This is a genomic window from Nonomuraea sp. NPDC049607 (assembly GCF_040675375.1).
Taxonomy (GTDB): domain Bacteria; phylum Actinomycetota; class Actinomycetes; order Streptosporangiales; family Streptosporangiaceae; genus Nonomuraea.
In genome coordinates this window covers 36,419-60,752 of the sequence record NZ_JBFAOV010000007.1, presented here as the reverse complement: position 1 = coordinate 60,752, position 24,334 = coordinate 36,419, and the positions used below count along the sequence as shown (strand labels likewise).

28 protein-coding genes are annotated in these 24,334 nt (G+C 70.3%); 19 read left to right on the top strand and 9 right to left on the bottom strand.

What is annotated here, in order from left to right; all coding sequences use genetic code 11:
- Window position 1: 1 nt before the first annotated feature.
- A complete protein-coding gene (locus AB0J97_RS16130; protein WP_357695181.1) occupies window positions 2-526 on the bottom strand; it encodes a hypothetical protein in 525 nt (174 codons plus the stop codon).
- Between the two features lie 122 nt (window positions 527-648).
- Between AB0J97_RS16130 and AB0J97_RS16125 the strand changes: the two genes are divergently transcribed.
- Window positions 649-1,227, top strand: a complete 579-nt coding sequence (locus AB0J97_RS16125; RefSeq protein ID WP_357695183.1) for a YqgE/AlgH family protein — start codon at window positions 649-651, stop codon at window positions 1,225-1,227.
- Here AB0J97_RS16125 and AB0J97_RS16120 read toward each other — a convergent pair.
- Entirely contained in the window at window positions 1,224-1,850 is a 627-nt protein-coding gene (locus tag AB0J97_RS16120; RefSeq protein ID WP_357695185.1) for a TetR family transcriptional regulator, read from the bottom strand. The genes AB0J97_RS16125 and AB0J97_RS16120 overlap by 4 nt on opposite strands.
- Before the next feature lie 149 nt (window positions 1,851-1,999).
- Between AB0J97_RS16120 and AB0J97_RS16115 the strand changes: the two genes are divergently transcribed.
- Window positions 2,000-3,598 (top strand): MFS transporter, encoded by a 1,599-nt coding sequence (locus AB0J97_RS16115; protein ID WP_364088943.1) that lies wholly within the window; start codon window positions 2,000-2,002, stop codon window positions 3,596-3,598.
- 78 nt (window positions 3,599-3,676) lie between these two features.
- Here AB0J97_RS16115 and AB0J97_RS16110 read toward each other — a convergent pair whose 3' ends face one another.
- Window positions 3,677-5,083 carry a cellulase family glycosylhydrolase gene (locus AB0J97_RS16110; protein WP_364088940.1) on the bottom strand — a complete coding sequence of 469 codons (1,407 nt, stop codon included), beginning with the start codon at window positions 5,081-5,083 and terminating at the stop codon, window positions 3,677-3,679.
- Between the two features lie 68 nt (window positions 5,084-5,151).
- On the opposite strand from AB0J97_RS16110, the gene AB0J97_RS16105 reads away from it, so the two are divergent.
- From AB0J97_RS16105 to AB0J97_RS16075, 7 genes are all read left to right on the top strand, one after another.
- Entirely contained in the window at window positions 5,152-5,637 is a 486-nt protein-coding gene (locus tag AB0J97_RS16105; RefSeq protein ID WP_364088937.1) for a hypothetical protein, read from the top strand.
- The gene (locus AB0J97_RS16100; RefSeq protein ID WP_357695193.1) at window positions 5,634-5,894 is read left to right on the top strand and encodes a DUF3039 domain-containing protein; all 261 of its coding nucleotides are present in this window, start codon (window positions 5,634-5,636) and stop codon (window positions 5,892-5,894) included. Before AB0J97_RS16105 ends, AB0J97_RS16100 begins: the two co-directional genes overlap by 4 nt.
- Before the next feature lie 78 nt (window positions 5,895-5,972).
- Entirely contained in the window at window positions 5,973-6,893 is a 921-nt protein-coding gene (locus AB0J97_RS16095; RefSeq protein ID WP_364088933.1) for a zinc metalloprotease, read from the top strand.
- Window positions 6,894-6,917: 24 nt separating this feature from the next.
- Entirely contained in the window at window positions 6,918-8,306 is a 1,389-nt protein-coding gene (locus AB0J97_RS16090; RefSeq protein WP_364088930.1) for an MFS transporter, read from the top strand.
- A gap of 90 nt (window positions 8,307-8,396) precedes the next feature.
- Window positions 8,397-9,221: a hypothetical protein gene (locus AB0J97_RS16085; protein ID WP_364088927.1), complete on the top strand. Its 825-nt coding sequence runs from the start codon at window positions 8,397-8,399 to the stop codon at window positions 9,219-9,221.
- A 124-nt stretch (window positions 9,222-9,345) separates the two neighbouring features.
- Window positions 9,346-11,100, top strand: coding sequence for a DEAD/DEAH box helicase (locus tag AB0J97_RS16080; RefSeq protein ID WP_364088924.1), 1,755 nt, complete (start codon window positions 9,346-9,348; stop codon window positions 11,098-11,100).
- Between the two features lie 153 nt (window positions 11,101-11,253).
- Window positions 11,254-11,631: an STAS domain-containing protein gene (locus tag AB0J97_RS16075; RefSeq protein WP_364088921.1), complete on the top strand. Its 378-nt coding sequence runs from the start codon at window positions 11,254-11,256 to the stop codon at window positions 11,629-11,631.
- Here AB0J97_RS16075 and AB0J97_RS16070 read toward each other — a convergent pair.
- The 3 genes from AB0J97_RS16070 to AB0J97_RS16060 all read right to left on the bottom strand — a co-directional run bounded on the left by AB0J97_RS16070 (window position 11,628) and on the right by AB0J97_RS16060 (window position 14,188).
- The gene (locus AB0J97_RS16070) at window positions 11,628-12,149 is read right to left on the bottom strand and encodes a hypothetical protein (protein WP_364088918.1); all 522 of its coding nucleotides are present in this window, start codon (window positions 12,147-12,149) and stop codon (window positions 11,628-11,630) included. The genes AB0J97_RS16075 and AB0J97_RS16070 overlap by 4 nt on opposite strands.
- Before the next feature lie 171 nt (window positions 12,150-12,320).
- Window positions 12,321-12,890: a nicotinamidase gene (locus tag AB0J97_RS16065; protein WP_364088915.1), complete on the bottom strand. Its 570-nt coding sequence runs from the start codon at window positions 12,888-12,890 to the stop codon at window positions 12,321-12,323.
- Window positions 12,891-12,904: 14 nt separating this feature from the next.
- Window positions 12,905-14,188, bottom strand: a complete 1,284-nt coding sequence (locus AB0J97_RS16060; protein ID WP_357695206.1) for a nicotinate phosphoribosyltransferase — start codon at window positions 14,186-14,188, stop codon at window positions 12,905-12,907.
- Window positions 14,189-14,234: 46 nt separating this feature from the next.
- Here AB0J97_RS16060 and clpS point away from each other — a divergent pair, with 46 nt between their 5' ends.
- The 5 genes from clpS (at window position 14,235) to AB0J97_RS16035 (ending at window position 16,836) form a co-directional block, all read left to right on the top strand.
- Complete coding sequence (gene clpS / locus AB0J97_RS16055; protein WP_352350112.1) at window positions 14,235-14,528, top strand: ATP-dependent Clp protease adapter ClpS; 294 nt, start codon at window positions 14,235-14,237, stop codon at window positions 14,526-14,528.
- Window positions 14,529-14,538: 10 nt separating this feature from the next.
- Complete coding sequence (locus AB0J97_RS16050; protein ID WP_364088910.1) at window positions 14,539-15,063, top strand: DUF2017 domain-containing protein; 525 nt, start codon at window positions 14,539-14,541, stop codon at window positions 15,061-15,063.
- A 9-nt stretch (window positions 15,064-15,072) separates the two neighbouring features.
- On the top strand, window positions 15,073-15,474 hold the full coding sequence (locus AB0J97_RS16045; RefSeq protein ID WP_357695210.1) for a M67 family metallopeptidase: 402 nt from the start codon (window positions 15,073-15,075) through the stop codon (window positions 15,472-15,474).
- A gap of 140 nt (window positions 15,475-15,614) precedes the next feature.
- Window positions 15,615-15,887 carry a MoaD/ThiS family protein gene (locus AB0J97_RS16040; RefSeq protein WP_357695212.1) on the top strand — a complete coding sequence of 91 codons (273 nt, stop codon included), beginning with the start codon at window positions 15,615-15,617 and terminating at the stop codon, window positions 15,885-15,887.
- A gap of 1 nt (window position 15,888) precedes the next feature.
- Window positions 15,889-16,836 carry a cysteine synthase gene (locus AB0J97_RS16035; protein ID WP_364088906.1) on the top strand — a complete coding sequence of 316 codons (948 nt, stop codon included), beginning with the start codon at window positions 15,889-15,891 and terminating at the stop codon, window positions 16,834-16,836.
- A 47-nt stretch (window positions 16,837-16,883) separates the two neighbouring features.
- Here AB0J97_RS16035 and AB0J97_RS16030 read toward each other — a convergent pair whose 3' ends face one another.
- Window positions 16,884-18,722 (bottom strand): DUF3352 domain-containing protein, encoded by a 1,839-nt coding sequence (locus AB0J97_RS16030; RefSeq protein WP_364089544.1) that lies wholly within the window; start codon window positions 18,720-18,722, stop codon window positions 16,884-16,886.
- 85 nt (window positions 18,723-18,807) lie between these two features.
- Entirely contained in the window at window positions 18,808-19,134 is a 327-nt protein-coding gene (locus AB0J97_RS16025; RefSeq protein ID WP_357695216.1) for a hypothetical protein, read from the bottom strand.
- Window positions 19,135-19,271: 137 nt separating this feature from the next.
- On the opposite strand from AB0J97_RS16025, the gene AB0J97_RS16020 reads away from it, so the two are divergent.
- From AB0J97_RS16020 to AB0J97_RS16010, 3 genes are all read left to right on the top strand, one after another.
- Window positions 19,272-20,063 (top strand): thioesterase family protein, encoded by a 792-nt coding sequence (locus AB0J97_RS16020; RefSeq protein ID WP_364088903.1) that lies wholly within the window; start codon window positions 19,272-19,274, stop codon window positions 20,061-20,063.
- Window positions 20,064-20,148: 85 nt separating this feature from the next.
- Window positions 20,149-20,973 (top strand): glutamate racemase, encoded by an 825-nt coding sequence (gene murI / locus AB0J97_RS16015; RefSeq protein ID WP_357695220.1) that lies wholly within the window; start codon window positions 20,149-20,151, stop codon window positions 20,971-20,973.
- A complete protein-coding gene (locus AB0J97_RS16010) occupies window positions 20,970-21,722 on the top strand; it encodes an MBL fold metallo-hydrolase (RefSeq protein ID WP_357695222.1) in 753 nt (250 codons plus the stop codon). Before murI ends, AB0J97_RS16010 begins: the two co-directional genes overlap by 4 nt.
- On the opposite strand, the gene AB0J97_RS16005 is transcribed toward AB0J97_RS16010, so the two are convergent.
- Entirely contained in the window at window positions 21,707-22,945 is a 1,239-nt protein-coding gene (locus AB0J97_RS16005; RefSeq protein ID WP_364088898.1) for an MFS transporter, read from the bottom strand. The genes AB0J97_RS16010 and AB0J97_RS16005 overlap by 16 nt on opposite strands.
- Before the next feature lie 68 nt (window positions 22,946-23,013).
- On the opposite strand from AB0J97_RS16005, the gene rph reads away from it, so the two are divergent.
- Window positions 23,014-23,733, top strand: a complete 720-nt coding sequence (rph, locus tag AB0J97_RS16000; protein WP_357695226.1) for a ribonuclease PH — start codon at window positions 23,014-23,016, stop codon at window positions 23,731-23,733.
- Window positions 23,730-24,320, top strand: coding sequence for an RdgB/HAM1 family non-canonical purine NTP pyrophosphatase (rdgB, locus tag AB0J97_RS15995; RefSeq protein ID WP_357695228.1), 591 nt, complete (start codon window positions 23,730-23,732; stop codon window positions 24,318-24,320). The genes rph and rdgB overlap by 4 nt, the downstream gene beginning before the upstream one ends.
- Window positions 24,321-24,334 lie beyond the last annotated feature (14 nt).

Below are 24,334 nucleotides of genomic sequence, written 5' to 3'. Positions count from 1 at the left end.
GTCACAGGGGGCCGTCGGGGACCGAACGGGGCCAGACGGAGCCGTACCACCACATGATCCCGCCCATCACCACGAGCCCGCCGCCCGTGGCCAGCTTGCCCCACAGGTCGGAGGGCGGCCCGGTGTAGGGCAGGCGGCCGTGTCCCCGGCCGTGCCCCCGCCCCCAGGCGCAGTCGTTGCGCACCCGGGTGGAGTCGATGAGCGTGTCGGGGTGGGTGTCGGTGACGGAGAAGGCCTCGATCTCGCGGGTGGCGCCCCGGTCGATCTTGACCGTCCTGACCACCTGCTTGCGGGCCGGGATCGAGCCGGTCGCCACGCTGGTCGCGTCCACCCGCAGGTCGAACCGGGCGAGCTGGGGGGTCTGGTTGCGCAACGTGACCCGTACGGACCCCGACCCGCACCCGAGCTTGTCGGTCGTCATCGTGAACGGATCGCCCCGGTCGGGCCATGCCTCGGCGGGCGACGGCAGCAGCAGGACCGCGCCCACGGGAAGGGCGGCCAGGACGAGGCGGGTACCGATGCGCATGTGCTCCTCCCGAGCCTTCCGCAAGCATGATCTTTGCTACGGATCGTGCCCATAAGGCCACAGAAAGTAACATGGCCGGGCCGGGGGAGCGGAAAGCCCGTCACACCCTTCATGATGGAGGTATGGCGGAAGCGATCTACGTCGGCGGTTTGTTGGTGGCGACGCCGCTTCTCGACGACCCCAACTTCCGGCGTAGCGTCGTGCTGATCCTCGAACACGACCACGACGGCGGCACTCTCGGCGTGGTGCTCAACCGGCCGAGCGACATCTCGGTCACCCAGGTGCTCCCGGTCTGGGACCCGCTGGTCACCGGGCCGCCGGTGCTGTTCGAGGGCGGTCCCGTGCAGACCGACAGCGCCCTCGCCCTGGCGGCGGTCCCGAGCGGGCAGGAGCCGCTCGGCTGGCGCAGGCTGCACGCCGGCACCCCGGCCGTCTCCCGGCTGGGCACGGTCGACCTCGATGCGCCCCCCGAGATCCTCCAGGGCGAGATCGCGCAGATGCGGATCTTCGCCGGATACGCCGGCTGGACCTCCGGCCAGTTGGAGAGCGAGATCGCCGAGGGCGCCTGGTACGTCGTCGACTCCGAGGCCGGCGACACCTTCCACGGCGACCCCGGCTCGCTCTGGCGGCACGTGCTGCGGCGTCAGCCGGGCGAGCTGGCCTTCGTGGCGACCTGCCCCGACGACCCCACGATGAACTAGGCCGGGCGGGTGTCCCAGCCGGGCCGCAGCGACTCCTCGGCCAGCGTGACCGCCTCGGCGATGCGCGTGACGATCTCCGGCATGGTGGTCTCCCTGCGGGGGCACTCGAAGCCGATGCGCATGGTGGACATCGCGAACGCCACGATCAGGTGCGTCAGCTGATCGTCCTCGGGGTCGACGCCCCGGCGGGCGGCGACGGCCTCGGCCAGGCGGCTCTCGGTCAAGGCGCCCCGGGCGACGGACTGCCCCACCAAGTGCGGATATTTATCGAAAAGTTGCCGCAGCTTCAGGAACCTCTCGGTGTCCTCCGGCGTTGACCCCTGCATGTCCTCCACCATGGCCCGCAGGCCGTGCATGAGCGACGTGAACGGGGGCTCGTCCTCCGGACGGCCGGCGAAGGCCTCCATCAGGACCTCCTCGCCGTGGTCGTGGAACCACAGCACGAGATGGTCCTTGCCGGTGAAGTAGCGGAAGAAGGTGCGGGGGGAGACTTCGACGACCCCCGCTATCTGCTCGATCGTGGTGGACTCGTATCCTTGTTCGAGGAACAGGTCGAGCGCCGCGTCGAGGAGCGCGAGGCGCGTCTTCTCCTTCTTGCGTTCCCGTAGACCCACTGCGGACACCCCTTCGCCACCTTTCTGTCACAGTGTGCCAGAAGTCATGCGGCGTCTTTTTAAAATCGTTTGTCATAAGTCATGGCCTGACATACTCTACCTGAGGCTTACGAGACCTATGCCGCTTGTTGAGGCGGTATGTAACTGAGGGGGACCTTATGGCTAACGCGAAGGCGGTCGCCGAACCGTCGTCGCCCGGCCTCGGCAAGACGGGGACGGGTGGCGGGAACCCATGGCTGGTGCTGCTGGCGGTCAGCCTCGGCGTCATCATGGTGATGCTGGACGGCACGGTGGTGGGCATCGCCAACCCCGTCATCCAGGTGGAATTGAAGGCGTCGCTGTCCGACCTGCAGTGGGTGACCAGCGGCTACCTGCTCGCGCTGGCCGTGTTCCTGATCACCGCGGGCAAGCTCGGTGACCTGTTCGGGCACAAGCGCGTCTTCCTGATCGGTGTGGCCGGCTTCGCTCTGTCCTCGGTGGGCATCGGTCTCAGCCAGGAGCTGGCCGACGTCGTCCCCGGCCTGTCGCCGGTGGGCGCGCTGATCGGCCTGCGGGTGCTGCAGGGCCTCTTCGGCGCCCTGCTCCAGCCGGCCGCCCTGGCGCTGCTGCGTGGCGCCTTCCCCGGTGAGAAGCTGAACCAGGCGATGGGGGCCTGGGGTGCCATCATCGGCCTCTCCAGCGCCGCCGGCCCGATCGTGGGCGGCGTGCTGGTGGAGAAGGTGAGCTGGGAGTCGGTCTTCTTCATCAACGCCCCGGTGGGCATCATCGCGTTGATCATGGGCTTCCTGCTGATCAAGGAGAACCGCGTCCAGACGTTCGCCCGCATCGACTGGCTCGGCGTGGTGCTGCTGTCCGGCGCGATGTTCTCGCTGGTCTGGACGATCATCAAGGCCCCCGAGTGGGGCTGGGGCGACTCGACGACGCTGACCTTCATCGCCGCGTTCGTGGTGCTCATCGGCCTGTTCATCTTCTGGCAGAGCAGGGCCAAGCAGCCGCTGGTGCCGCTGTCGCTGTTCAGGAACGTCTCGATCTCGATCGGCACCCTGCTGATGATGATGGTCGCGTTCGCGATGTTCGGCGCGATGTTCTTCCTGGGCTTCTTCTTCCAGGGCGTGCACGGCCTGACCCCGCTCGACGCCGGCCTGCGGATGCTGCCGATGAGCGCGGGCATGATCGTGGCCTCGCCCCTGGCCGGCATGGCGATCGGCAAGCTCGGGCCGAAGATCACGATGGCCGCCGGTCTGCTGATCACCGCGTCCTCGATGTTCCTCATGTCGCGTCTCAGCATCGACGCCTCGTTCATCGAGAGCGGCCTGCCGTTCGTGCTGCTGGCCTTCGGCCTCTCGCCGGTGTTCGTCGGCGCGACCGAGATCATCGTGGGCAACGCGCCGGTCGAGCTGAGCGGTGTCGCGGGTGGCCTTCAGCAGTCGGCCATGCAGGTCGGCGGCGCGCTCGGCACCGCGATCCTGGGCGCCGTGATGGCCGGCGAGATCGCCGACACGCTGCCCGGCTACCTCGGCCCGGCGGCGCAGGCGATCCCGCCGGGGCAGCTCACGCTGCTGGAGAAGGCCGCCGCGTTCGGCGCGACCCCGCCGGGGCTGCCGCAGGTGGTCACGGACGCCGTGCACAACTCGTTCATGGACGGCATGCACCTCGCCTTCCTGGTCAGCACCGGTGTCGCGGTGCTGACGGCCCTGCTGACGCTGTTCGTCAGGGCCGGTCGCAAGAGCGAGGGCGCGCCGGTCCACATGGGCTGACCGCTTCCCGCCGGAACGGCCCCCGCCATCGTGGCGGGGGCCGTTCCGCTGTCCGGGGCCCCTCTGTCGCGGGGGCCGCTATTTGGCGGTGACGGTCAGGATGACGCGGCCCGAGGTCTTGGTGGTGACCGTCAGGATGCGCCGGGCGGCGTTCCAGACGGCCGTGCCGCCGTCCACCTGGGCGCCGTTCGGGAAGCCGCGCTCGGGCAGGTAGATCTCGGTGGGGCCGGTCTCGTTGGCTTCGAAGACCACCTGGAGGCGGTTCTCGCCGTATGTGACGGCGACCGGGACGCCGCCGATCGCCCTCGGGTACGCCCTGACGTACACGCCCGGCAGCGGAGTGGCCTTCCCCTTCGCGTCGTACGGCCCCCAGGCGTCGGCGTCCCGCGACCAGTACGCCATGCCCGTGCCCACCTGGTCGCTCACCTCCTGCACCTTCCGCACCAGGTCGGAAGCGCCCGGCCTGGTCATGTCCAGCCCGAACTCGCCCAGCAGGACCGGCGCCCGCATGCGCTCGGCCGTCCGCGCGATGTTCTCGCGCCACCAGCCGAGCGTGCGGTCGGTCCACTCCTTGGAGCCGGCGGCGTAGTCGTCGCCGAGGTCCAGGGGCAGCGGGTAGAGGTGCGGGGCGAAGGCGATGCGCGGCGGGCCGCCGCGCGGGTCGTCGAAGCGCGGCAGCGCCGACGGCAGGCCCCAGTTGACGCCCACGGCCTGCGGCTCCAGGAAGATCCAGCGGTCGGGGTCGACCTCCCTGATCCGGGCGATGGTCCTGCGGTAGAGGGTGGCCAGGGGGCCGGTCTCGAACGTCGCGCCCTGCACCGAGCCGCCCCACGGCTCGTTCATCAGGTCGTACCCGAGAACGCCCGGCACGTCCTTGAAGCGGGCCGCGACCGCCGCCCACGCCTTGGCGTAGCGGTCCATCAGGTCGGGGTGGTCGCCGGTGGTGTTCCAGAAGTGGTCGAAGGCCCGGATGACGCCGGGTTCCAGGTAGTACATCTCCCAGGTGAACTGCTCGGTGGCCACCGGCAGGCCGTCGGTGTGGGTGGCCCAGGCGGGCGCGCCGTTGCCGGCGACGCCGGTGGGGGTGATGGCGTTGCCCCACAGGTCCTGGTGCATGTCGAGCATGACCTGGTAGCCGCGGTCGGAGTACCACCGCACCCGCTCAGCCACCTTGTCCAGATATTTCATGTCATAGGTGCCGGGGGAGGGCTCCACGGCCCGCCACAGGATGAGGAAGCGCACGAAGTTCGTGCCCATGTCCCGGTATTCGCGGTCGATGTCGTCCGGGGTCAGCTCCGGGAGCGCGTCCGGGGCGCCCTTGGCGCTGCCCGCCGTGTTGAACCCGTGCAGGATCAGCGCCCGGCCGCGGTCGTCGGTGACGTAGCGGGGGGTGGACGGAGGAGCGTCCCTGGTCGCGGCGGCGACAGCGCCTCCGGCCAGCAGGACGAGCACGGCTGTCGTCGCGAGCAACCTGGCACGCTTCATCTGATCTCCGCGGATGCCGGGAAATAGGGTCTTCCATCAGAATCATGGACGCGGCTAGCCTGCCGAACATGAGCCTTGTTCGCAATAGCCTGCCGGCGATCGTCACCTTGTTGATCGTCGTGGGGTTCGGTCTGTTCGGCGCGGTCCTGGTCACGAGGGTCGGCTACCTGGCCGTGCCGTCCGCGGTCGGGGCCCCGTACGCGCTGCCGGGCCTGCGCGTCGTCCCCCTGGGCGAGACGACCTGGCTGCTCACGCTCGCCGACACGGTCCTCGCGCTCGCCCTGGTCGGCGCGGTGGCGTCCACGCGCGCCGGACTCTGGCGCACCTGGGGCAGGTTCCTGGTCGCCGCGGTCGCGGTGAACCTGGTGCGCGCCGCCCTGCTCGCCACCGTCGCCGAGGCCGGGATCGGCGCCTACCTCGGCTATCTCGGCGGCGGCCTGGTCGCGGGTCTGATCTGGGGAATCGTCCTCGGCTGGCTCCCCGGGCTCGCCGCGCTGCCGCGCCGGTCCGGAACGCGGGACCGGTCGCCGGCGGGCATAAACTCGATGGGGTGAGCACGAAGATCCTCCCTGAGCAGGAGACCACTCCGCGCACCTCTCACGGTGACGGCGACCATGAGCGGTTCGCCCACTACGCGGACAAGCACAAGATCACCGAGAGCATGGTGACGGGCACGCCCATCCGCGCGCTCTGCGGCAAGATCTGGGTGCCCAGCCGTGACCCGAAGAAATACCCGGTCTGCCCGGAGTGCAAGGAGATCTACGAAGGTCTCCCGCCCGGCGGCGGTGGCGATGACGACAAGAAGCAGTGAGTGTTGCTGAAGCCCATTCCCCCCGGGTAAGGCTACGGTCGGTAATCTGACCAGCCCATACCGTCACGGGGGGATCGTATGGCCCGGCGCGCGACCGCCGTCTCGTTGGCATGCCTGCTCGCGGCCGGGCTCGCCCCGCCGTTCCCGCTCGGTGCCATGCCGCTCCCGGTCGGCGCCGAGCCGGCGTCCGCCTGCGTCCCGTCGGCCGCGCGTCTGGCCGTCCCCCGCGCGCCGGGCGGGACCGGCCCGCGCTCGCCGCTCCCCGAAGACGTCGCCAGGATCTCGGCCGAGCTGAAGACCCGGTTGCGGGGGTTGACCGTGCCCGCGCGCATCACCGTGCCGACCCGGGTGGTCGTCCTCACCGACGGCCGGCGCAAGATCTCTGAGCAGCTGGTCAGAACCCAGATCGACGTGCTCAACGCCGCCTACGCCGGCCGCAACGGCGGCGTGGACACCGGCCTGCGCTTCAAGCTGGAGTCCGTCTCCGTCAAGGAGAACGCCACCTGGTTCGCCGACCCGGTCGGCGGCGAGAAGGCCATGAAGACCCGCCTGCACCAGGGCGGCGCCCAGACGCTCAACCTCTACATCGCCCAGCTCAGCGAGCTCATGCTGGGCTTCGCCAGCTACCCCTACTGGTACGCCGGCGCCCCCGCCCTCGACGGCGTCGTGATCGACTGGCGCAGCCTGCCCGGCGGCGCGATGACCAACTACGACAAGGGGTTCACCGTCGTCCACGAGATCGGCCACTGGCTCGGCCTGTTCCACACCTTCGAGAACGGCTGCGACGAGCCGGGCGACGGCATCGCCGACACCGCCCCCGAGGCCCGCGCCACCGAGGGCTGTCCCGAGAGCAAGGACACCTGCCCCAACACCGGCACCGACCCGATGCACAACTACATGGACTATGCCCATGACCGGTGCATGTCGGAGTTCACCCAGGGCCAGGCCGACCGCATGCACGAGATGTGGACGGTGTACCGACGCAGCGCAGATGCGTAGATTCGACGCATTTACCATGTGTAGGTGACAGCACCGAAGGCAATCGACGCTCCCGACATCTCACCCCGGATCCTAGGACCGGCGTACCGCACGGCCACTTTGGGGATCGTCCTCGTGGTCACCCTGATCGCCTTCGAGGGGATGTCGGTCGGCGTCGTGATGCCGGAGGTCTCCCGCGACCTCGACGCGCTCAACCTCTACGGCATCAGCTTCTCCGCCTTCCTCATCGCCAGCCTGTTCGCCAACGTGGTCGCCGGGCTCTGGTCGGACCGGCGCGGCTACCCGCTGCCGTTCCTGGCCGGGGTGGTGCTGTTCGTCGCCGGGATGGCGCTGGCCGGTACGGCGGACGCCAAGGAGCTGTTCCTGATCGCGCGGGCCGTCCAGGGATTGGGGGCCGGAGCCTCGATCGTGGCGCTGTACGTGATGATCGCCCGGGTCTACCCGGCGGACCTGCGGCCCAAGGTCTTCGCGGCGCTGTCGGCCGCCTGGGTCGTGCCCTCGATGGTCGGGCCCGCCGTGGCGGGGGCCGTCGCCGAGCAGTGGGGCTGGCGTTACGTCTTCTACGGGATCATCCCGCTGGTGGTGCCCGCGCTGGTGATGCTCGTCCCCGCGCTCCGGATGGCCGGGCCCGAGCAGGCCGAGGAGGGCCCGCGCGGGCCGCGTTCGCAGCCGCTGGCGATGACGCTGGCCGCCACCTCCGCCGCCGGCGGCGCGGGCGTGCTGCTGTGGGGCGTGGACGAGCTGCACAAACAGCCGCTGGTCGGCACGGCCGCCACGCTCGGCGGGCTGGGCTTCCTGATCTACGGCCTGTACCGTCTGCTGCCGCCGGGCGCGCTGCGGTTCGGCCGCGGGCTGCCCACCACCGTGCTGCTGCGCGGGTTCTTCTCGGCGGCCTTCTTCGGCGTCAACTCCTTCATCCCGCTGGTGCTGACGTCGGTCAAGTTCTTCGACGCCAGGGCCGCCGGGATCGCGCTGACCACGGGCGCGCTCGGCTGGTCGGCGGGCTCGTTCCTGCAGAGCAGGCGGACCGCCGAGCCGCACCGGCGGATCAGGCTCGGAGCGGTGTGCGTCACGGTCGGGATCGTGATCGCGCTGTTCGCGGCGCTGCCCGCGGTGAGCGGGTGGATCGCGGTGCCGGCCTGGATCGCGGCCGGGTTCGGGATGGGCCTCGGCATGACCACGGTCAGTGTCACCGCGCTCAGGCAGTCGCCGGTCAGCGAGCAGGGCGCCAACTCGGCGGCGCTGTCGGTCACCGACATGCTGGGCTCCGCGCTGACCGTCGGCCTGGGCGGCGCGGTGATCAACTTCATCGGCCACGAGTCCGGGCAGATCGCCACCGGGTTCGTGGTGATCTCGGTCATGATGGCGCTCATCGGGCTCACTGCCACGTTCCTGGCCGCCCGTACGCGCTGATCGTGCGATTCTGCCCCTCCCGCCACAGTGATCACGGATCGCCAGATCTTCGTCCCGAGGAGTGATAGGACAACGGGACGAGGAGGTGTCATGGAGGATGATCACCGGGTCTGGCCCCCCGCTTCCGGGCCCCGGCACCGCCGCACTCCTCCCCAGGACGCGGACCCCCCGGACGACCCCGACGAGGACGCGGAGGAGGCCCCCTGGCCGCCCCGCCGCGGGCGCGACCCGTACGAGCGGGAGACGGCGTGGAACCCGCGGATCCGCAGGACCGTCCCGCTCGACCCGCCGGCCGCCTCCGAGCCGCTGCCGCCCTCGGCGCGGTTCTACGGCACCCCGGCCGACCCCGGGCCGCTGGAGGAGCCCCCGAGGCGCGGACGGCGCGTGGCCGGCGCCCTGGTCGCCGTGGCGGCGGTGGCGGCGGTGGCGGGGCTGGTCGCGGGGGTGAGTACGGTGGCGTCCCGGTTCACCGCGCCGCCGCCGGAGTCCGACCGGCTGAGCGACGCCGCGGCGGGCGTGTCACTGCGGCTGCCGCCCGGCTGGAGCGCCGGCACGATCCCGCCGGTCACCGGCTTCACGTCGGTCGCCAGGGACGGGAACGGCGCGCTGGTCATGGCCATGCGGGTGCCCGACCCCGTGCCGAACGCCAAGAAGGCCGCCGGGGAGGCCGCCGAGCTGTACTCCAGGCTGCTGCTCAAGGGCGACAAGGTCACGGTCGTCGACGACCGCGACATCCCGCAGGGGCACACCAGGGCGCTGCGGGCCGAGTACCAGGACGTCGTCAACCGGCCCGCCTTCCTGCGCGTGATGCTTCTCACCCGCGCGGGCCGCGCGGTACTGCTCCTCGGGCTGCTCCAGCCCGAGGCGACCACCGGGAGACAGGCGCTGGACGCGGTGATGACGAGCTTCAGATAAGCCACATAGCACGTAGGGAAGACCTTGGCCAGAATCCTCGGTGCACGGCACGTCTTGTCGGTGAGCCCGATTACTCTTGGGTCACTGTGAGAGAGCGAAGCACACGAACCCCAGAGGTGATGCGGTGAGCACCTTCGCCGCGTCCCACCTTTCGCCTTCCTATCCAGACCGCGCCGCGTGGGGCACCGCGCCCAAGCTGCGCGCCTGGCAGCAGCAGGCGTTCGACCTGTACTTCAGGCGCGAGCCGCGTGACTTCCTCACCGTGGCCACCCCCGGCGCGGGCAAGACGACCTACGCCCTGCGCATCGCCAGCGAGCTGCTGGCCAACGGTGTGATCAGGGCCGTCACCGTCGTCACGCCCACCGAGCACCTCAAGCGCCAGTGGGCCGACGCCGCCGCCCGGGTCGGCATCGGCATCGACCCCGAGTTCAAGAACAGCCAGGGCACCACCTCGCGCGACTACACCGGGGTGGCGGTGACGTACGCGCAGGTCGCGATGCACCCCGCGCTCCACCGGGCGCGCACCGAGGCCCGCAAGACCCTGGTCATCTTCGACGAGATCCACCACGCGGGCGACGCCAAGTCGTGGGGCGACGGCGTGCGCGAGGCGTTCGAGCCCGCCGCCCGCCGGCTCCAGCTCACCGGCACGCCGTTCAGGTCCGACGACAACCCGATCCCGTTCGTCGGCTACGAGGAGGACGCCGAGGGCGTCAAGCGCAGCGTCTCCGACTTCTCCTACGGCTACGGCCCGGCGCTCGACGACGGCGTCGTGCGTCCGGTGATCTTCCTGGCCTACTCCGGCGAGATGAAGTGGCGCACCCGCGCGGGCGACGAGATCGCCGCGACGCTCGGCACCCCGCTCACCAAGGACCAGCTCTCCCAGGCGTGGCGGGCCGCGCTCGACCCCAAGGGCGACTGGATCCGCCAGGTCATGCAGGCCGCCGACCGCCGCCTGACCGAGGTCCGCCGGGGCGTGCCCGACGCGGGCGGCCTGGTGATCGCCACCGACCACGAGACCGCCCGGGCCTACTCCCGCCACCTGCGCAACATCACCGGCGAGGGCGCGACGGTCGTCCTGTCCGACGACCCGGGGGCGTCCAAGAAGATCAAGCAGTTCGCCGCCTCCGAAGACCGCTGGCTGGTGGCCGTCCGCATGGTGTCCGAGGGCGTCGACATCCCGCGCCTGTGCGTGGGCGTCTACGCCACCTCGACCTCGACCCCGCTCTTCTTCGCCCAGGCCGTGGGCCGCTTCGTCCGCGCCCGCAAGCGCGGCGAGACGGCCTCGGTCTTCCTCCCCTCGGTGCCCACCCTCATGGGGCTGGCCAACGAGATGGAGGTCGAGCGCGACCACGTGCTCAACAGGAAGCCTCCGGAGGACGGCCTCGACGACAGCCTGCTGGAGCAGGCCAACCGTCAGAAGGACAACCCCGACGTCCTGGGCGACGAGCTGCCGTTCGAGACGATGGAGACCTCGGCCACCTTCGACCGGGTGCTCTTCGACGGCGGCGAGTTCGGCACCGGCGCGGAGATCGGCTCGGCCGAGGAGGAGGACTTCCTGGGCCTGCCCGGCCTCCTTGAGCCCGACCAGGTGGCCACCCTGCTCCGCAAGCGCCAGTCCGACCAGCAGGCCGCCAAGCGCAGGCAGGGCCCGGCCGAGCAGCCCAAGGAGACCTTGGCCCCCCACGAGCAGATCGCCGAGCTGCGCCGCGAGCTCAACGGCCTGGTGGGCGCCTGGAACCACCGCACGGGCCAGCCCCACGGGGTCATCCACGCCGAGCTGCGCCGCACGTGCGGCGGCCCGCCGATCGCGCAGGCAACGTCCGAGCAGATCCAGGAACGCATCGACGCCATCCGCCGCTGGGCCACCCAGCGACGCTAGCCGCGCCCCCTTCGCCGGTTCACTTGAAACCGGCGAAGGGGCCGGCGGGGGACCCTGCACATTTGGACACAGAGCAGTGACCTTCCGTTAGAAGGCCGGCCAGAACGGCAAGAACCCTCTTGGCTGTCTCGGGATACCAGAAGGATCTTGCCCATGTCGTCTGAGGCCCCCGGCAAGTCGACGCTGACCGTCACCTCCGGCCTCTCCCGGAACGCCGTCATCGTCCGGCTCGAAGGGGAGCTCGACGTCTACGCCATCCCGATCCTGCGCGAGCACCTGCTGCGCATCTGGGAGCTGCCCGCCAAGCCGTTCCTGATCCTGGACCTCGGCGAGGTCGCCTTCTGCGACTCGATGGGCATGAACGAGCTCGTCGAGGTCATGCAGCGGTGCGAGTCGAGGGGCACCCGGCTGCTGCTCGCGGGGGTGCACGGGGTGATGGCTCGGGTGTTGTCCATCACCGGGTTGCGGCACGCGTTCGAGGTGTTCGCCAGGTTCGACGACGCCCTGGGGCTGGCCGTCGCGACTCTCTAGAGGCGCGCGGGGGCCGGGATGCGCCTGCCGGAGCGGCCGTCCACCGGGATGTACCGCTCGTCGGCCGGGAGCGGGACCGTCAGCGCGGCCCGGCCGTCCTTGACGCGGACGGGAAGGACGCGTACGCCCTCATGGTCGCCGCTCAGTGGACCCTCGTGCACCCACACCAGCAACCGGCGGCCCTCGGGACGGGCGATCACCTTGGCCGTCGCGCACTCGTGCGGCGCGGCCGTCCACGACAGCACGAGCCGCCGGCCGACGTGCCCGCCGACCGTGGCCCACTGGGGGATCGGGGTGCGCTCGTCGCACGCGGGCAGCGCCGGCGCGGGCGGCATGTCATGGGCCACGACCGTGGGGCCACGGCCGGCGGGCACGTCGCTCATCGCGACCGTCGCGACCTCCAGCAGCGCCAGTGTCACGACCGCCCCCACCCGCGCCCCCGGACGGCCCTTGACGAGCACCCAGAGGGCGAGAGGGGCGAGGAGCAGCCAGGCCGCGCCCAGGGAGATGGCAAGCATGAGGAACCTCGCACAGGATGAAGAGATATGACTCTACGTACTACTTCGACTGCGGAGGGGTTAGGTCATCCTTGGATATCACATGACCGCAGGGTTGCGCACTGTGTACCGTCCGTGATCAGCGTGGGCATGGCGAAGTCCCGGCGGTGGCCGGTGAAGTCAAGGGGCCGGTCAGCCTTCCTTGGGGGCGCCCGTCAGCGTCACGCCCGCGGCCTCCATCTGGGCCATGGCCGACTGCGTGGTGGCCGGGGAGACGCCCGCGGTGAGGTCGAGCAGCACGCGTACGGCCAGCCCGTTGGCCACCGCGTCGAGCGCGGTGGCGCGGACGCAGTGGTCGGTGGCGATGCCCACCACGTCGACCTCGGTCACCCCGTGTTCGCGCAGCCAGTCGGCCAGCGGCGCGCCGTCGCCCGAGGTGCCCTCGAAACCGCTGTAGGCGGCCGCGTAGGAGCCCTTGCTGAAGACCTCTTCCACCTCCGAGACGTCGAAGGAGGGGTGGAAGTCGGCGCCGGGGGTGCCGGCCACGCAGTGGGCGGGCCAGGTCGTGACGTAGTCGGGGGTGTCCGAGAAGTGGGTGCCGGGCTCGACGTGGTGGTCACGGGTGGCCACGACGTGGTCGTAGCCGTGCTCGCTGAGATGGCGGGTGATCTCGGCGGCCACCTCGGAGCCGCCGGCCACGGCCAGGCTCCCACCCTCGCAGAAGTCGTTCTGCACATCGACGATGATCAACGCGGTGCCCATAAGAGCACGATACGTCAGACGAACTCCGTGGGGATCGCCGCATACCCCCTGCCGAGGTGCAGCGCCTCCTGGGGGAGCAGCGCGACGGCCTCGGCGTGGCGGTCGCGGGCGGCCGAGAGGGGTTCCCGGCCGACGATCTCGCCGTCGCGCACCAGCTCGTGCAGCAGGGGGATGCCGCCGTCGGGGACGACGCCGCCGGTGGTGATCAGCTCGGTCTCGATGTGCCCGCCCGCGTCGAGCAGCCGGTACGCCTCCTTGCGCCCGCCGCGCGACGGCTTGCCGACCGAGCGCTTGGCCACGGCCTCCAGCCGGCCGGCCCCGGTCTCCCGCGCCACCAGCTTGTACACCAGGGCCGCCGTGGGGACGCCGGACCCGGTCACCAGGGAGGTGCCCACGCCGTAGCCGTCCACGGGGGCGGCGGCGAGCGCGGCGATGGCGTACTCGTCGAGGTCGGAGGTGACCACGATGCGGGTGTCGAAGGCGCCGAGCGAGTCGAGCAGCTCGCGCACCTCCTGCGCGGCGGCGGCCAGGTCGCCGGAGTCGATGCGGACCGCGCCCAGCTTGTTCCCGGCCAGCTCGACCGCCGTGCGCACCGCCTGCTGCACGTCGTAGGTGTCCACCAGCAGCGTCGTCTCCGCGCCGAGCGAGGCGATCTGGGCCTCGAACGCGTCGCGCTCGGAGTCGTGCAGCAGGGTGAAGGCGTGCGCGGCCGTGCCCGCGGTGGGGACCCCGTACCGGTGGCCCGCCATGAGGTTGGAGGTGGAGGCGAATCCGGCGATGTAGGCGGCGCGGGCGGCGGCGACGGCGGCGTACTCGTGCGTGCGGCGCGAGCCCATCTCGATCAGCGGGCGCTTGCCGGCGGCGTTGGTCATGCGGGAGGCGGCCGAGGCGATGGCGCAGTCGTGGTTGAGGATCGACAGTGCCAGCGTCTCCAGCAGCACGGCCTCGGCGAAGGTGCCCTCGACGATCATGATCGGGGAGGCGGGGAAGTAGAGGTCGCCCTCGCGGTAGCCGTAGACGTTCCCGGAAAACCGGTAATCGGCGAGAAACGCCAGAGTCGATTCGTCGACCACCTCCTGCTCGCGGAGAAAAGTGAGTTCTTCGTCACCGAAACGGAAGCGTTCGAGCTCGTCCAGGATGCGTCCGACGCCGGCCACGACCCCGTACCGGCGCCCGCCCGGCAGGTGCCGGGCGAACACCTCGAAGACCGCGCGCCGGTGCGCGGCACCGCTGCGCAGCGCCGCCTGGAGCATCGTCAGCTCATAGTGATCTGTGAGCAACGCAGTGCTCATGGTCATTCTCACGACTCGAAGACTACGGCCCAGATAGGGCAGACTCGGGGATGTGGGTAGCACCGCTCCAATCACCGTCGAGCGTCCGTCATCGGACGTCCGGCCCGATCTGCCATGGGTGACCATCGTCTGGAACGACCCGGTCAACCTCATGTCCTACGTGACCTATGTCTTCCAAACCGTCTTCGGCTATACCAAGGAGAAGGCGGAGAAACTGATGCTGGACGTCCACCAAAAGGGCAAGGCGGTCGTGTCCAGTGGCACGCGCGAAGAGATGGAACGCGATGTGCAGATTCTTCACTCCTACGGCCTGTGGGCGACGGTCCAGCCGGATTCGGTCAAGTGAGGCGGCGGCGGTGAGTTCGGGGTTCTCGGCCGGGCGGGACGGCTCGGTCATCGCGCAGTTCGAGGCGGCGGAGGTCTCGCTGCTGCGCTCGCTCGTCTCGATGTTGCTCGGCCTGGTGTCGCCGGGCGAGACCAGCGACGATCCGCTGGAGCGGGCGCTCGGCATCGGGGCGGCCCAGGCGCCGACCGATCCGGTGCTGGCCCGGCTGTTCCCCTCGGCGTACGAGGACGAGAAGGAGGCCACGGAGTTCCGCCGCTACACCGAGGCCACGCTGCGCGACGGCAAGCGCGCCGACGCCCGGACCGTCCTGGAGACCGCGCGCTCGGGTCGCGCCGACCTGACGCCCGAGCAGGCCCAGGCGTGGCTGCGCTCGCTCAACGACGTCCGCCTGACGCTCGGCACCAAGCTCGACGTGACCGAGGAGGTCCACGACGAGATCGCCACGATGTCCGAGGACGACCCCCGCTACCCGGCCTACGTCACCTACGACTGGCTGACCTACCTCCAAGACAGCCTGGTACGCGCCCTCTGGTAGCTTCCGGGCATGCTCACGATCTCGCAGGAACTGGTGGACAAGATCGTCGCGCACGCGCGGGCCGACCATCCCGACGAGGCGTGCGGTGTGATCGCGGGTAGGAACGGCGTTCCCGAGCGGTTCGTCCCGATGGAGAACGCCGAGCGTTCGCCCACGTTCTACCGGTTCGACTCCATGGAGCAGTTCCGCGTCTGGCGGGAGATGGACGACCGCGACGAGGAGCCCGTCGTGATCTACCACTCCCACACCGCCACCGAGGCGTACCCGTCGCGCACCGACGTGTCCTACGCCTCTGAGCCGCAGGCCCACTACGTCCTGGTCTCGACCCGGGACGAGAACGAGGTCGAGTTCCGCTCCTACCGGATCCTCGACGGAGTGATCGAGGAGGAAGAGGTAAGATTCCTCCCATGATGGTCCGGCCGGTGCAGAGCTACCTCTTCGCGCACACTCCGGCCGTCGTCGTCTACGACTGTCGCTGATCTGGAATCCGTACCCAGCCCTCGGTGTTGCCGCCGATGGGACGACGACCAGATAAGAGGAGAATGACCGCGATGGCCATCGAGGTTCGCATTCCCACCATCCTGCGTAACTACACCGACGGCGCCAAGGCCGTCGACGCCGAGGGCGCCACCCTCGACGAGCTGATCAGCAACCTTGAGTCCCGGCACCCCGGCATCAAGGCGCGCCTGGTCGACGAGGGCAGCCTGCGCCGCTTCGTCAACGTCTACCTCAACGACGAGGACGTGCGCTTCCTCGGCGGCCTCGGCACCCCGGTGTCCGACGGCGACACGGTCACCGTGCTGCCCGCCGTCGCCGGCGGGTGACATGCGGTTCGACTCGCTGATCGACTCGGTCGGGCGCACGCCGCTCGTCGGGCTGCCCCGGCTGTCGCCCTCGCCCGAGGTGCGCGTCTGGGCCAAGCTCGAAGACCGCAACCCGACCGGGTCGATCAAGGACCGGCCGGCGCTGTGGATGATCGAGCAGGCCGAGAAGGACGGCCTGCTCACGCCCGGCTGCACGATCCTTGAGCCCACCAGCGGCAACACCGGCATCTCGCTGGCGATGTCGGCCAGGCTCAAGGGCTACAAGCTGATCTGCGTGATGCCGGAGAACACCTCCGAGGAGCGCCGGCAGCTCCTGCGCATGTGGGGCGCGGAGATCATCTCCTCGCCCGCCGCGGGCGGTTCCAACGAGGCCGTGCGCGTGGCCAAGGGCCTGGCCGCGGAGAACCCGTCCTGGGTGATGCTCTACCAGTACGGAAACCCGGCCAACTGGCGCTCCCACTACGAGACCACCGGCCCGGAGATCCTGGCCGACCTGCCCACGATCACCCATTTCGTGGCCGGGCTCGGCACCACGGGCACGCTGATGGGCGTCGGCCGGTTCCTGCGCGAGCACGTGCCCGGCGTGCAGATCGTCGCCGCCGAGCCGCGCTACGGCGAGCTGGTCTATGGCCTGCGCAACGTCGACGAGGGCTTCATCCCGGAGCTCTACGACGAGTCCGTGCTGACCACCCGCTTCTCGGTCGGCTCGGCCGACGCGCTGCGGCGCACCCGCGAGCTGCTGGCCGCCGAGGGCATCTTCGCCGGGGTCTCGACCGGCGCCGCGCTGCACGCCGCGCTGGGCGTGGCCAGGAAGGCGGTCAAGGCGGGCGAGCGCGCCGACGTCGCCTTCGTGGTGGCCGACGGCGGCTGGAAGTACCTGTCCACGGGCGCCTACGAGGGCACCCTGGAGGAGGCCGAAGAACGCCTGGAAGGGCAGCTCTGGGCCTGACGACATGAGAAGGGGGCGGCCGGTCCGGCCGCCCCCTTCTTCCATGGTCAGTTGAACAGGAGCCGCAGCGAGAAGTCCGCCTCGGTGGCGCTCTGCTTGCCGCTCAGGCCGACCGCCCGCAGGACCTGCACGTTGGCCTTGTCGTCGCCGTCCATGCTCTGCAGGTACAGGTGCTCGACCTTGTCGAGGTCCACGAACAGCGCGAAGGTGGCCTCGCCGGCGTTGGGGATCGCGGTCTGGAACGTCTCGGAGTCGCCCAGCGTGCCCTCCTCGGCCAGCTTCTTGGCGTACTCCTCGCTCGTCGCCGCCGTGAAGACGCCGTCACCGGGGACCTTGGCGATCTGCGGAGCGGGCTGCCCGCTCGCCGCCAGCGCCTTCTCGATCTTGGCGACGACGGCCTGGGCCTTCGCCGGGTCGGTGACGACGCGGACGCCGGCCTTGATCTGGTCGCCGTCCAGGCCCTGGCTGTCCACCGCGACCGTGAAGTTCTTGCCGAGCACCGTGGCGAGGTCGCCCGGCAGGTCGAGGCCGAACTTGGTCTTGGCCTGTTCGAGGAGCTGCTGCACCTCGGCGCCGCCGCCGGCCGCGGCCGACTTCTGGATCTGGGCCCACTGCTTGGTGATCATCTGGTCCATGCCGGAGACCGACACGGCGCCGGCCGTGCCCGCGGGCAGTGTGCCCAGGGACGCGGGCTGGAGGTCGTCCGCGGTCACGCCCTTGGCGCCCCTGACCAGGCCGGCCAGCTCGACGTACGCGCTGTCGAAGCGCAGCGCGCCGGCGAAGCGGGCGTCCTTGATGGGCTCGATGCTCGCGGCCTGCTCGGCGGGGATGGCGGTGAGCTTGGCCAGCCCGCCCATGTCCGCCCAGAACGACAGCACGCCCTGCTCGCCGACGTCGCCCATGTCGTCGCTGAACTCGTTGTTGTCGGCGAGGGTGGCCTCACCCTGCGCGAACTTGTCGGCCAGCGCCTGCGTCGAGGACAGCAGCGCGTAGTCGTCGCGGAAGGCGATGCCGTACTTGTCGCCGTCCATGAGCTTGGCGATGCCCGCCTTGGCCTGCGTCTGGTCCTTGACCTGGACGGCGACCGCGAAGTCGGGCTCGGACTTGCCCGAGGGAACGGCGGCGAAGCCGACCCTGCTGCCCAGCCACGGGTCCACGTCCTTGCCGAAGTCGATCTTCTTGTCGCCGCTCTCGTTGACCAGGTTGAACAGGGCCTGGCGCGGGTCCTCGCCGGTGAAGGAGCCCTTGGTGACCGTGAACTTCCTGGCGAGCTGGAACAGCGCCAGCTTCTGGTTGGCGGCCGGGTCGAGGTCGAGGCGGGCGTAGGCGATCGCGTTGGCGGGCAGGACCTCGTCCGGCTGCGTGCCGCCACCGCCGATCGCGCCCACGGCCCACACCGCGCCGCCGCCGAGCAGCACCACCGCGAGCGCCGCCGCGCCGGCGATCAGCCAGCCCTTGCGGCCGCCCCTCTTCGCCGGTTGCGGCGGGCCGAAGCCGTCGGGGCCCTGCTGCTGCCAACCCTGCTGGTCCTGCTGTTGCCAACCTTGCTGGGCGTACTGGTCCTGTTGCTGCCAGCCCTGCTGCTGCTGCTGCGCGTACTGGTCCTGTTGCTGCCAGCCCTGCTGCTGCTGTTGCTGCTGCCAGTTCTGCTGCTGCTGCTGCGCCTGGCCGCCGTACGGGGCGCCGTAGGCGGGCTGCTGGCCGTAGGCGGACTGGGGGCTGTATGCCGGCTGCCCCGGCTGGGGGGCCTGCTGACCATAGGGCTGCTGGTACGGCTGCTGCGGCTGGTACGACTGCTGCTGCGGCTCCTGCGGCTGCTCCCAGCCGCCTCGGTATGCCGTGGTGCGGTCGGGATCATCGCCGTAAGGGGGATTATTCGCAGACATCACTCAACTCACAATGTGGACTTTTGACCACAGAGAAGGTAGCTGATGTTGCTAGATGGCCGCTTGCAATGTGCTGAAGTCGGGATTAGGCCCGATTCAGCTCCTTTTTCAACACATCGAGGTGAACCTCGCCGCCTGTCCAGTCCGTCACGTAGGCCCAGGGGACGAACGTGCTCCCGACGTACACCGTCCGCGCCAGCGTCCTGGACAGCCAGGGGGAGCGGCCATGGCGGTCACGCGTGAGCCCGAGCAGGACGGGCGCGCGCCGCCCCGAGACGACCAGCCCGTAGACCGTCTGGCTCTGCTGGAGCTCGCCCTTGTGCTTGTGGACGCGGAGGTCGACGACGTGACCGACCCACACCCCGTTCGAGTCCCACACCGAGTGACCGATGAGTTCGGTGACAGTTGCCATGATCGAACTGTTCCATCCTGAGGGTGTTTTCCCAGGTAGGCGCGCTGATATGGGAACGGCGTGGTGCGAACGCCGCAGCCCCGCGTAAAGTGGGGGGACTACTAGAATATAGTTCCGTACGGTGAAGGCAGGGCGGGATGACCAAGTTCGACGAGGCCACACAGGCGATCAGGGTCGACGAGACCACCTATGACGTGTGCCTCGACCCCGGATACTCCATCGGCGGCCCGCTCAACGGCGGCTACCTGATGGCCGTGGTCCTGCGCGCCGCCGTGGACGCCTCGCCGTTCGAGCACCCGGTGAGCACCACCTCGCAGTTCCTCAGGTCACCGGTCGCCGGCCCCGCCCAGGTCAGGGTCGAGCCGCTGAAGTCGGGCCGCACGGCCGCGTTCGCCAGGGCCACGCTCGTCCAGGACGGCGTGCCGCAGATCGAGAGCCTGATCACCACCGCCACCCTGACCGGCGCCGATCCCGTCTACACCGACGCGCCCTCGGTCGTCATGCCGCAGGTCGAGGAGTGCGTCAAGCTCCCCGATCCCAAGCCCGAGAACAACATGACGCTCAACGCCCAGATGGACATGCGCTTCGACCCGCCCACCATCGCCTGGCTGAAGGGCGACCCCACGGGCCGGCCGGAGTCGCGGGCGTACTTCAGGATGGCCGAGCCGCAGGACGCCGACCCGTACGTGCTGGCCCTGGCCGTGGACGCGCTGCCGCCCGTGGTGTTCTCCGCCGGCGCCCGCGGCTGGGCGCCCACCGTCGAGCTGACCTGGCATTTGCGCGCCCTGCCCGCCCCCGGCTGGCTCACCCTGATCGGCGGCGGCCGTCTCATCGCGGACGGCTGGTTCGACGAGGAGGTCGAGGTGTGGGACTCCACGGGCCGCCTGGTCGCCCAGTCGCGCCAGCTCGCCAGGGTCGGAAGGGGCTGATGTGAGCAACACAACAGTCCCGCCTTCACCAGGTGTGAGCATTCTTACGCAGTGTTGATCGCGCAGGTCGCCTACCCTCTAGAACGTGCCGGACGCGAGTATTGGGATCTTCGACAGCGGGGTGGGCGGCCTGACGGTCGCACGCGCGATCATCGACCAGCTGCCCCACGAGTCGATCACCTACGTGGCGGACACGGCCCGCCAGCCGTACGGGCCGAAGCCCATCGCCGAGCTGCGCGCCTACGCCCTTGAGGTGATGGACCACCTCGTCGGCCAGGACGTCAAGATGCTCGTCATCGCCTGCAACAGCGCCAGCGCCGCCGTGCTGCGCGACGCCCGCGAACGCTACGACGTGCCGGTCGTCGAGGTGATCCAGCCCGCCACCAGGCGCGCGGTCCGCGCCACCCGCACCGGCCGGGTCGGCGTGATCGCCACCCAGGCCACCATCACGTCGCTGGCCTACCACGACGCCTTCACCGCGGCCCCCGACGTGCAGCTCACCGGCGTGGCCGCCCCACGCCTGGTGGAGTACGTCGAGCGCGGCGAGACGATGAGCAAGGAGCTCATCGACGTCCTGCGCGGCTACCTGGAGCCCATCAGCGCGGCCGGCTGCGACACGCTCATCCTCGGCTGCACCCATTACCCGCTGCTCACCGGCGCGATCTCCTACGTCGTCGGAGACGGCGTCACGCTGGTCTCCAGCGCCGACGAGACGGCCAAGGACGTCTACCGGATCCTGCACGACCGCGGACTGGCGGCGGGAGGCGAGTCCACCCCCCGGCACCGCTTCCGCGCCACCGGCGACTCCCGGCTCTTCGCCCGCCTGGGCAGGCGCTTCCTGGGCCCGGAGATCGACGTGGTCGAAGTCGCGCCAGTGGGGGGTACTACCTTTAGCGGGAGGCCCACATGAAGGTGACCATCGTCGGATGCTCGGGCAGCTACCCCGGCCCCGACAGCCCCGCGTCCTGCTATCTCGTCGAGGCCGAGGGGTTCAGGATGCTGCTCGACCTCGGCAACGGGTCGCTCGGCGCGCTCCAGCGCCACATCGGCCTCTACGACGTGGACGCCATCTGCCTGTCCCATCTGCATGCCGACCACTGCCTCGACGTCTGCGGCTACCACGTGGCCCGCACGTACGGGCCCGACGCGCCGTACCCGCCCGTGCCGGTCTACGCGCCCGAGGGGGCTCCGGCGCGGCTGGCGGCGGCGTACGGGATGCCGGACGAGCCCGGCCTGGAGACCGCCTTCGACTTCACGGTGTTGTCGCCCGGCTCGTTCGAGGTGGGGCCGTTCATCGTCACGGCCGGCCTGGTGAACCATCCGGTCGAGGCGTACGGGTTCAGGGTGGCCACCGACGACGTGTGCGTGGCGTACTCGGGGGACACCGGGGAGTCGGCGGAGCTGGTCAGGCTGGCCACGGGGGCCGATCTCATGCTGTGCGAGGCGTCGTTCGTCGAAGGCCCCGACCTGCCTCCCGACCTGCACCTGACCGGCCGTCAGGCGGCCGAGCACGCGGCCAAGGCGAACGCCGGCAAACTCGTGCTCACCCATCTCGTGCCGTGGAACGACAACGCCAGGGTGCTGGAGGACGCGTCGAAGGGCGGCTATGCCGGGCCCATCGAGCTGGCGCGCAGCGGCGCGGTCTACGAGCTGGCCTGAGTCTGGTCGAAGTCACGTAATCGGGGCAGCGGCGAGAACAGCAGCGGCACGAACGACACGACCCGCCCGCACATCAGCACCCACAAGGCCGTCCGGACGCCGAGATGCTGGGCGATGATCCCGCCGAGCAACGCGCCCAGCGGGACCGACCCCCACATCAACGACCGGAACGAGGCGTTGACCCGGCCCAGCAGATGCTCGGGCACCGTCGTCTGCCGGTAGGTGATCTGGCCGACGGTGCTCAGCGCCGCGCTCCACGACAGCGCGATCGAGGTGACGGCGAAGAACGCCACCCGCCAGTCGGACTGGGTCATCGGCAGCAGCAGGGCGAAGGGCGCCGGCACGGTGACGGAGAGCCAGGTCATCCTGGCCGTGCCGATCCGCCTCGACAGCAGGGCGCCGAGCAGGCCCGCGGCCACGCCGCCGAACCCGCCGGACATGAGCAGCATGCCGATGAGACCGGGCGCCAGCCCCACCTCGTCGGCCAGGAACAGCACCGACAGGCCGAGCACGCCGCCGACCGTGACGTTCGTCACCACCGAGGACGCGGCGAACATGCGCAGCAGGCCGTCGCGCCACACGTAGCGCAGGCCCGCGCCGATGCCGCGCAGGAGCGGCTCGCGTTCGCCCGATGCCGGCGGCTTGTCGGGGGTCTTGATGCTGCCGAGGAACAGCACCGACGCCAGCGAGCCCAGCGCGGTGGCGACCAGCGTCCGCGGTGCGCCGATGAGCTGCACCAGCAGGCCGCCGACGCCCGGCCCGGCCAGGAAGCTGCCCGAGCGCACGACCTCCAGCTTGGAGTTGCCGTCGCTGAGCTGCGGCGTGCTCACCAGGCTGGGCAGGTACGTCTGGTCGGCGACGTCGTTGAACACCTGCGCCACACCGGCCAGGAAGGCGACCGCGAACATCATGCCGATCGACAGCACGCCCAGCTGCGCCGCCAGCGGAATCGTCGCCAGCAGCAGGAACCTGGCCAGGTCGGAGACCATCATCACGCGGCGCCGGCGCATCCGGTCGACCCACACCCCCGCGGGCAGGCCGAGCAGGAGGAACGCGGTGGTCTGGAGCGCGGACAGCAGGGCCACCTGGGCCGGTTGCGCGTGCAGCGTGACGACCGCCACGAGCGGGAGGGCCACGCGCGAGATATTCGCTCCCAGTTCGTTCCCCACATGTGAAGTCAGGAACCGGAGGAAGTCAGGGTTTCGCAACACCCCCGTTGTCATTGCGTAAGGATCCATGTGTCGGACACATTTGGTCAAGAGTGTCGTGCCACGGAGATAGGGTGATCTGCATGTCCCGACAGGATGGCCGCAACCCCGACCAGCTCCGCCCCATCACCATCACCCGGCAGTGGCTGGCGCACGCCGAGGGTTCGGTCCTGGTCGAGTTCGGCGGCACGAGGGTGTTGTGCGCGGCGTCGGTGCAGGACAGCGTGCCGCGCTGGCGCAGGGGCAGCGGGCAGGGCTGGGTTACGGCCGAATACGCCATGCTCCCTCGGGCGACCAATACCCGTAATGATCGTGAATCGGTCCGCGGCAAAATCGGCGGGCGCACCCACGAGATTTCCCGGCTGATCGGAAGATCACTTCGCGCCTGCGTCGATTACAAGGCCCTGGGCGAAAACTCCATTCTGCTCGACTGCGACGTGCTCCAGGCTGACGGCGGCACCAGGACCGCCGCGATCACCGGCGCGTACGTCGCGCTCGCCGACGCCGTCTCCTGGATGAAGGCGCGCAAGATGTGCCCGGGAGACCCGCTGATCGGCTCGGTCGCGGCCGTGTCCGTCGGCGTCGTCGGCTCGGTCCCCATGCTCGACCTGTGCTACACCGAAGACGTCGCCGCCGAGACCGACATGAACGTCGTGATGACCGGTGAGGGCGCCTTCGTCGAGGTGCAGGGCACCGCCGAGGGCGTGCCCTTCGACCGCGCGGCCCTCGACCAGCTGCTCGACCTGGCAGCCGCCGGGTGCGAGGAGCTCACCCTGATCCAGCAGGAGGCGCTGGGCGCATGAAGATCGTGCTCGCCACCCGCAACCCGGGCAAGATCGCGGAGCTGCGGCGCATCCTCGTCGGGTTCGAGATCGTCGGGCTGGAGGAGTTCCCCGAGATCGGCGAGGTCGCCGAGACCGGCGTCACCTTCGAGGAGAACGCGCTGCTCAAGGCGCACGCCGTCGCCAACGGCTCCGGGCTGCCGGCCGTGGCCGACGACTCCGGGCTCTGCGTCGACGTGCTCAACGGCATGCCCGGCGTCTTCTCGGCCCGCTGGTCCGGCCGTCACGGCGACGACCAGGCCAACCTCGACCTGCTGCTGGCCCAGCTCTCCGACGTGCCCGCCGAGAAGTTGTCCGCGCACTTCGCCTGCGCCGCCGCGCTCGCGCTGCCGTCCGGGGAGCACCGGGTGGTGGAGGGCACGCTGCCCGGTCACCTGATCACCACCCCCCGGGGCACCAACGGCTTCGGCTACGACCCGATCCTGGTGCCGCTCGGCCACGACCGCACCACCGCCGAGCTGTCTCCCGACGAGAAGGACGCCATCAGCCACCGGGGCCGCGCCTTCCGCGCGCTGGCGCCGATCGTGCGCGACATCGTCGGCTCGTAACCACCGCGTAAGAA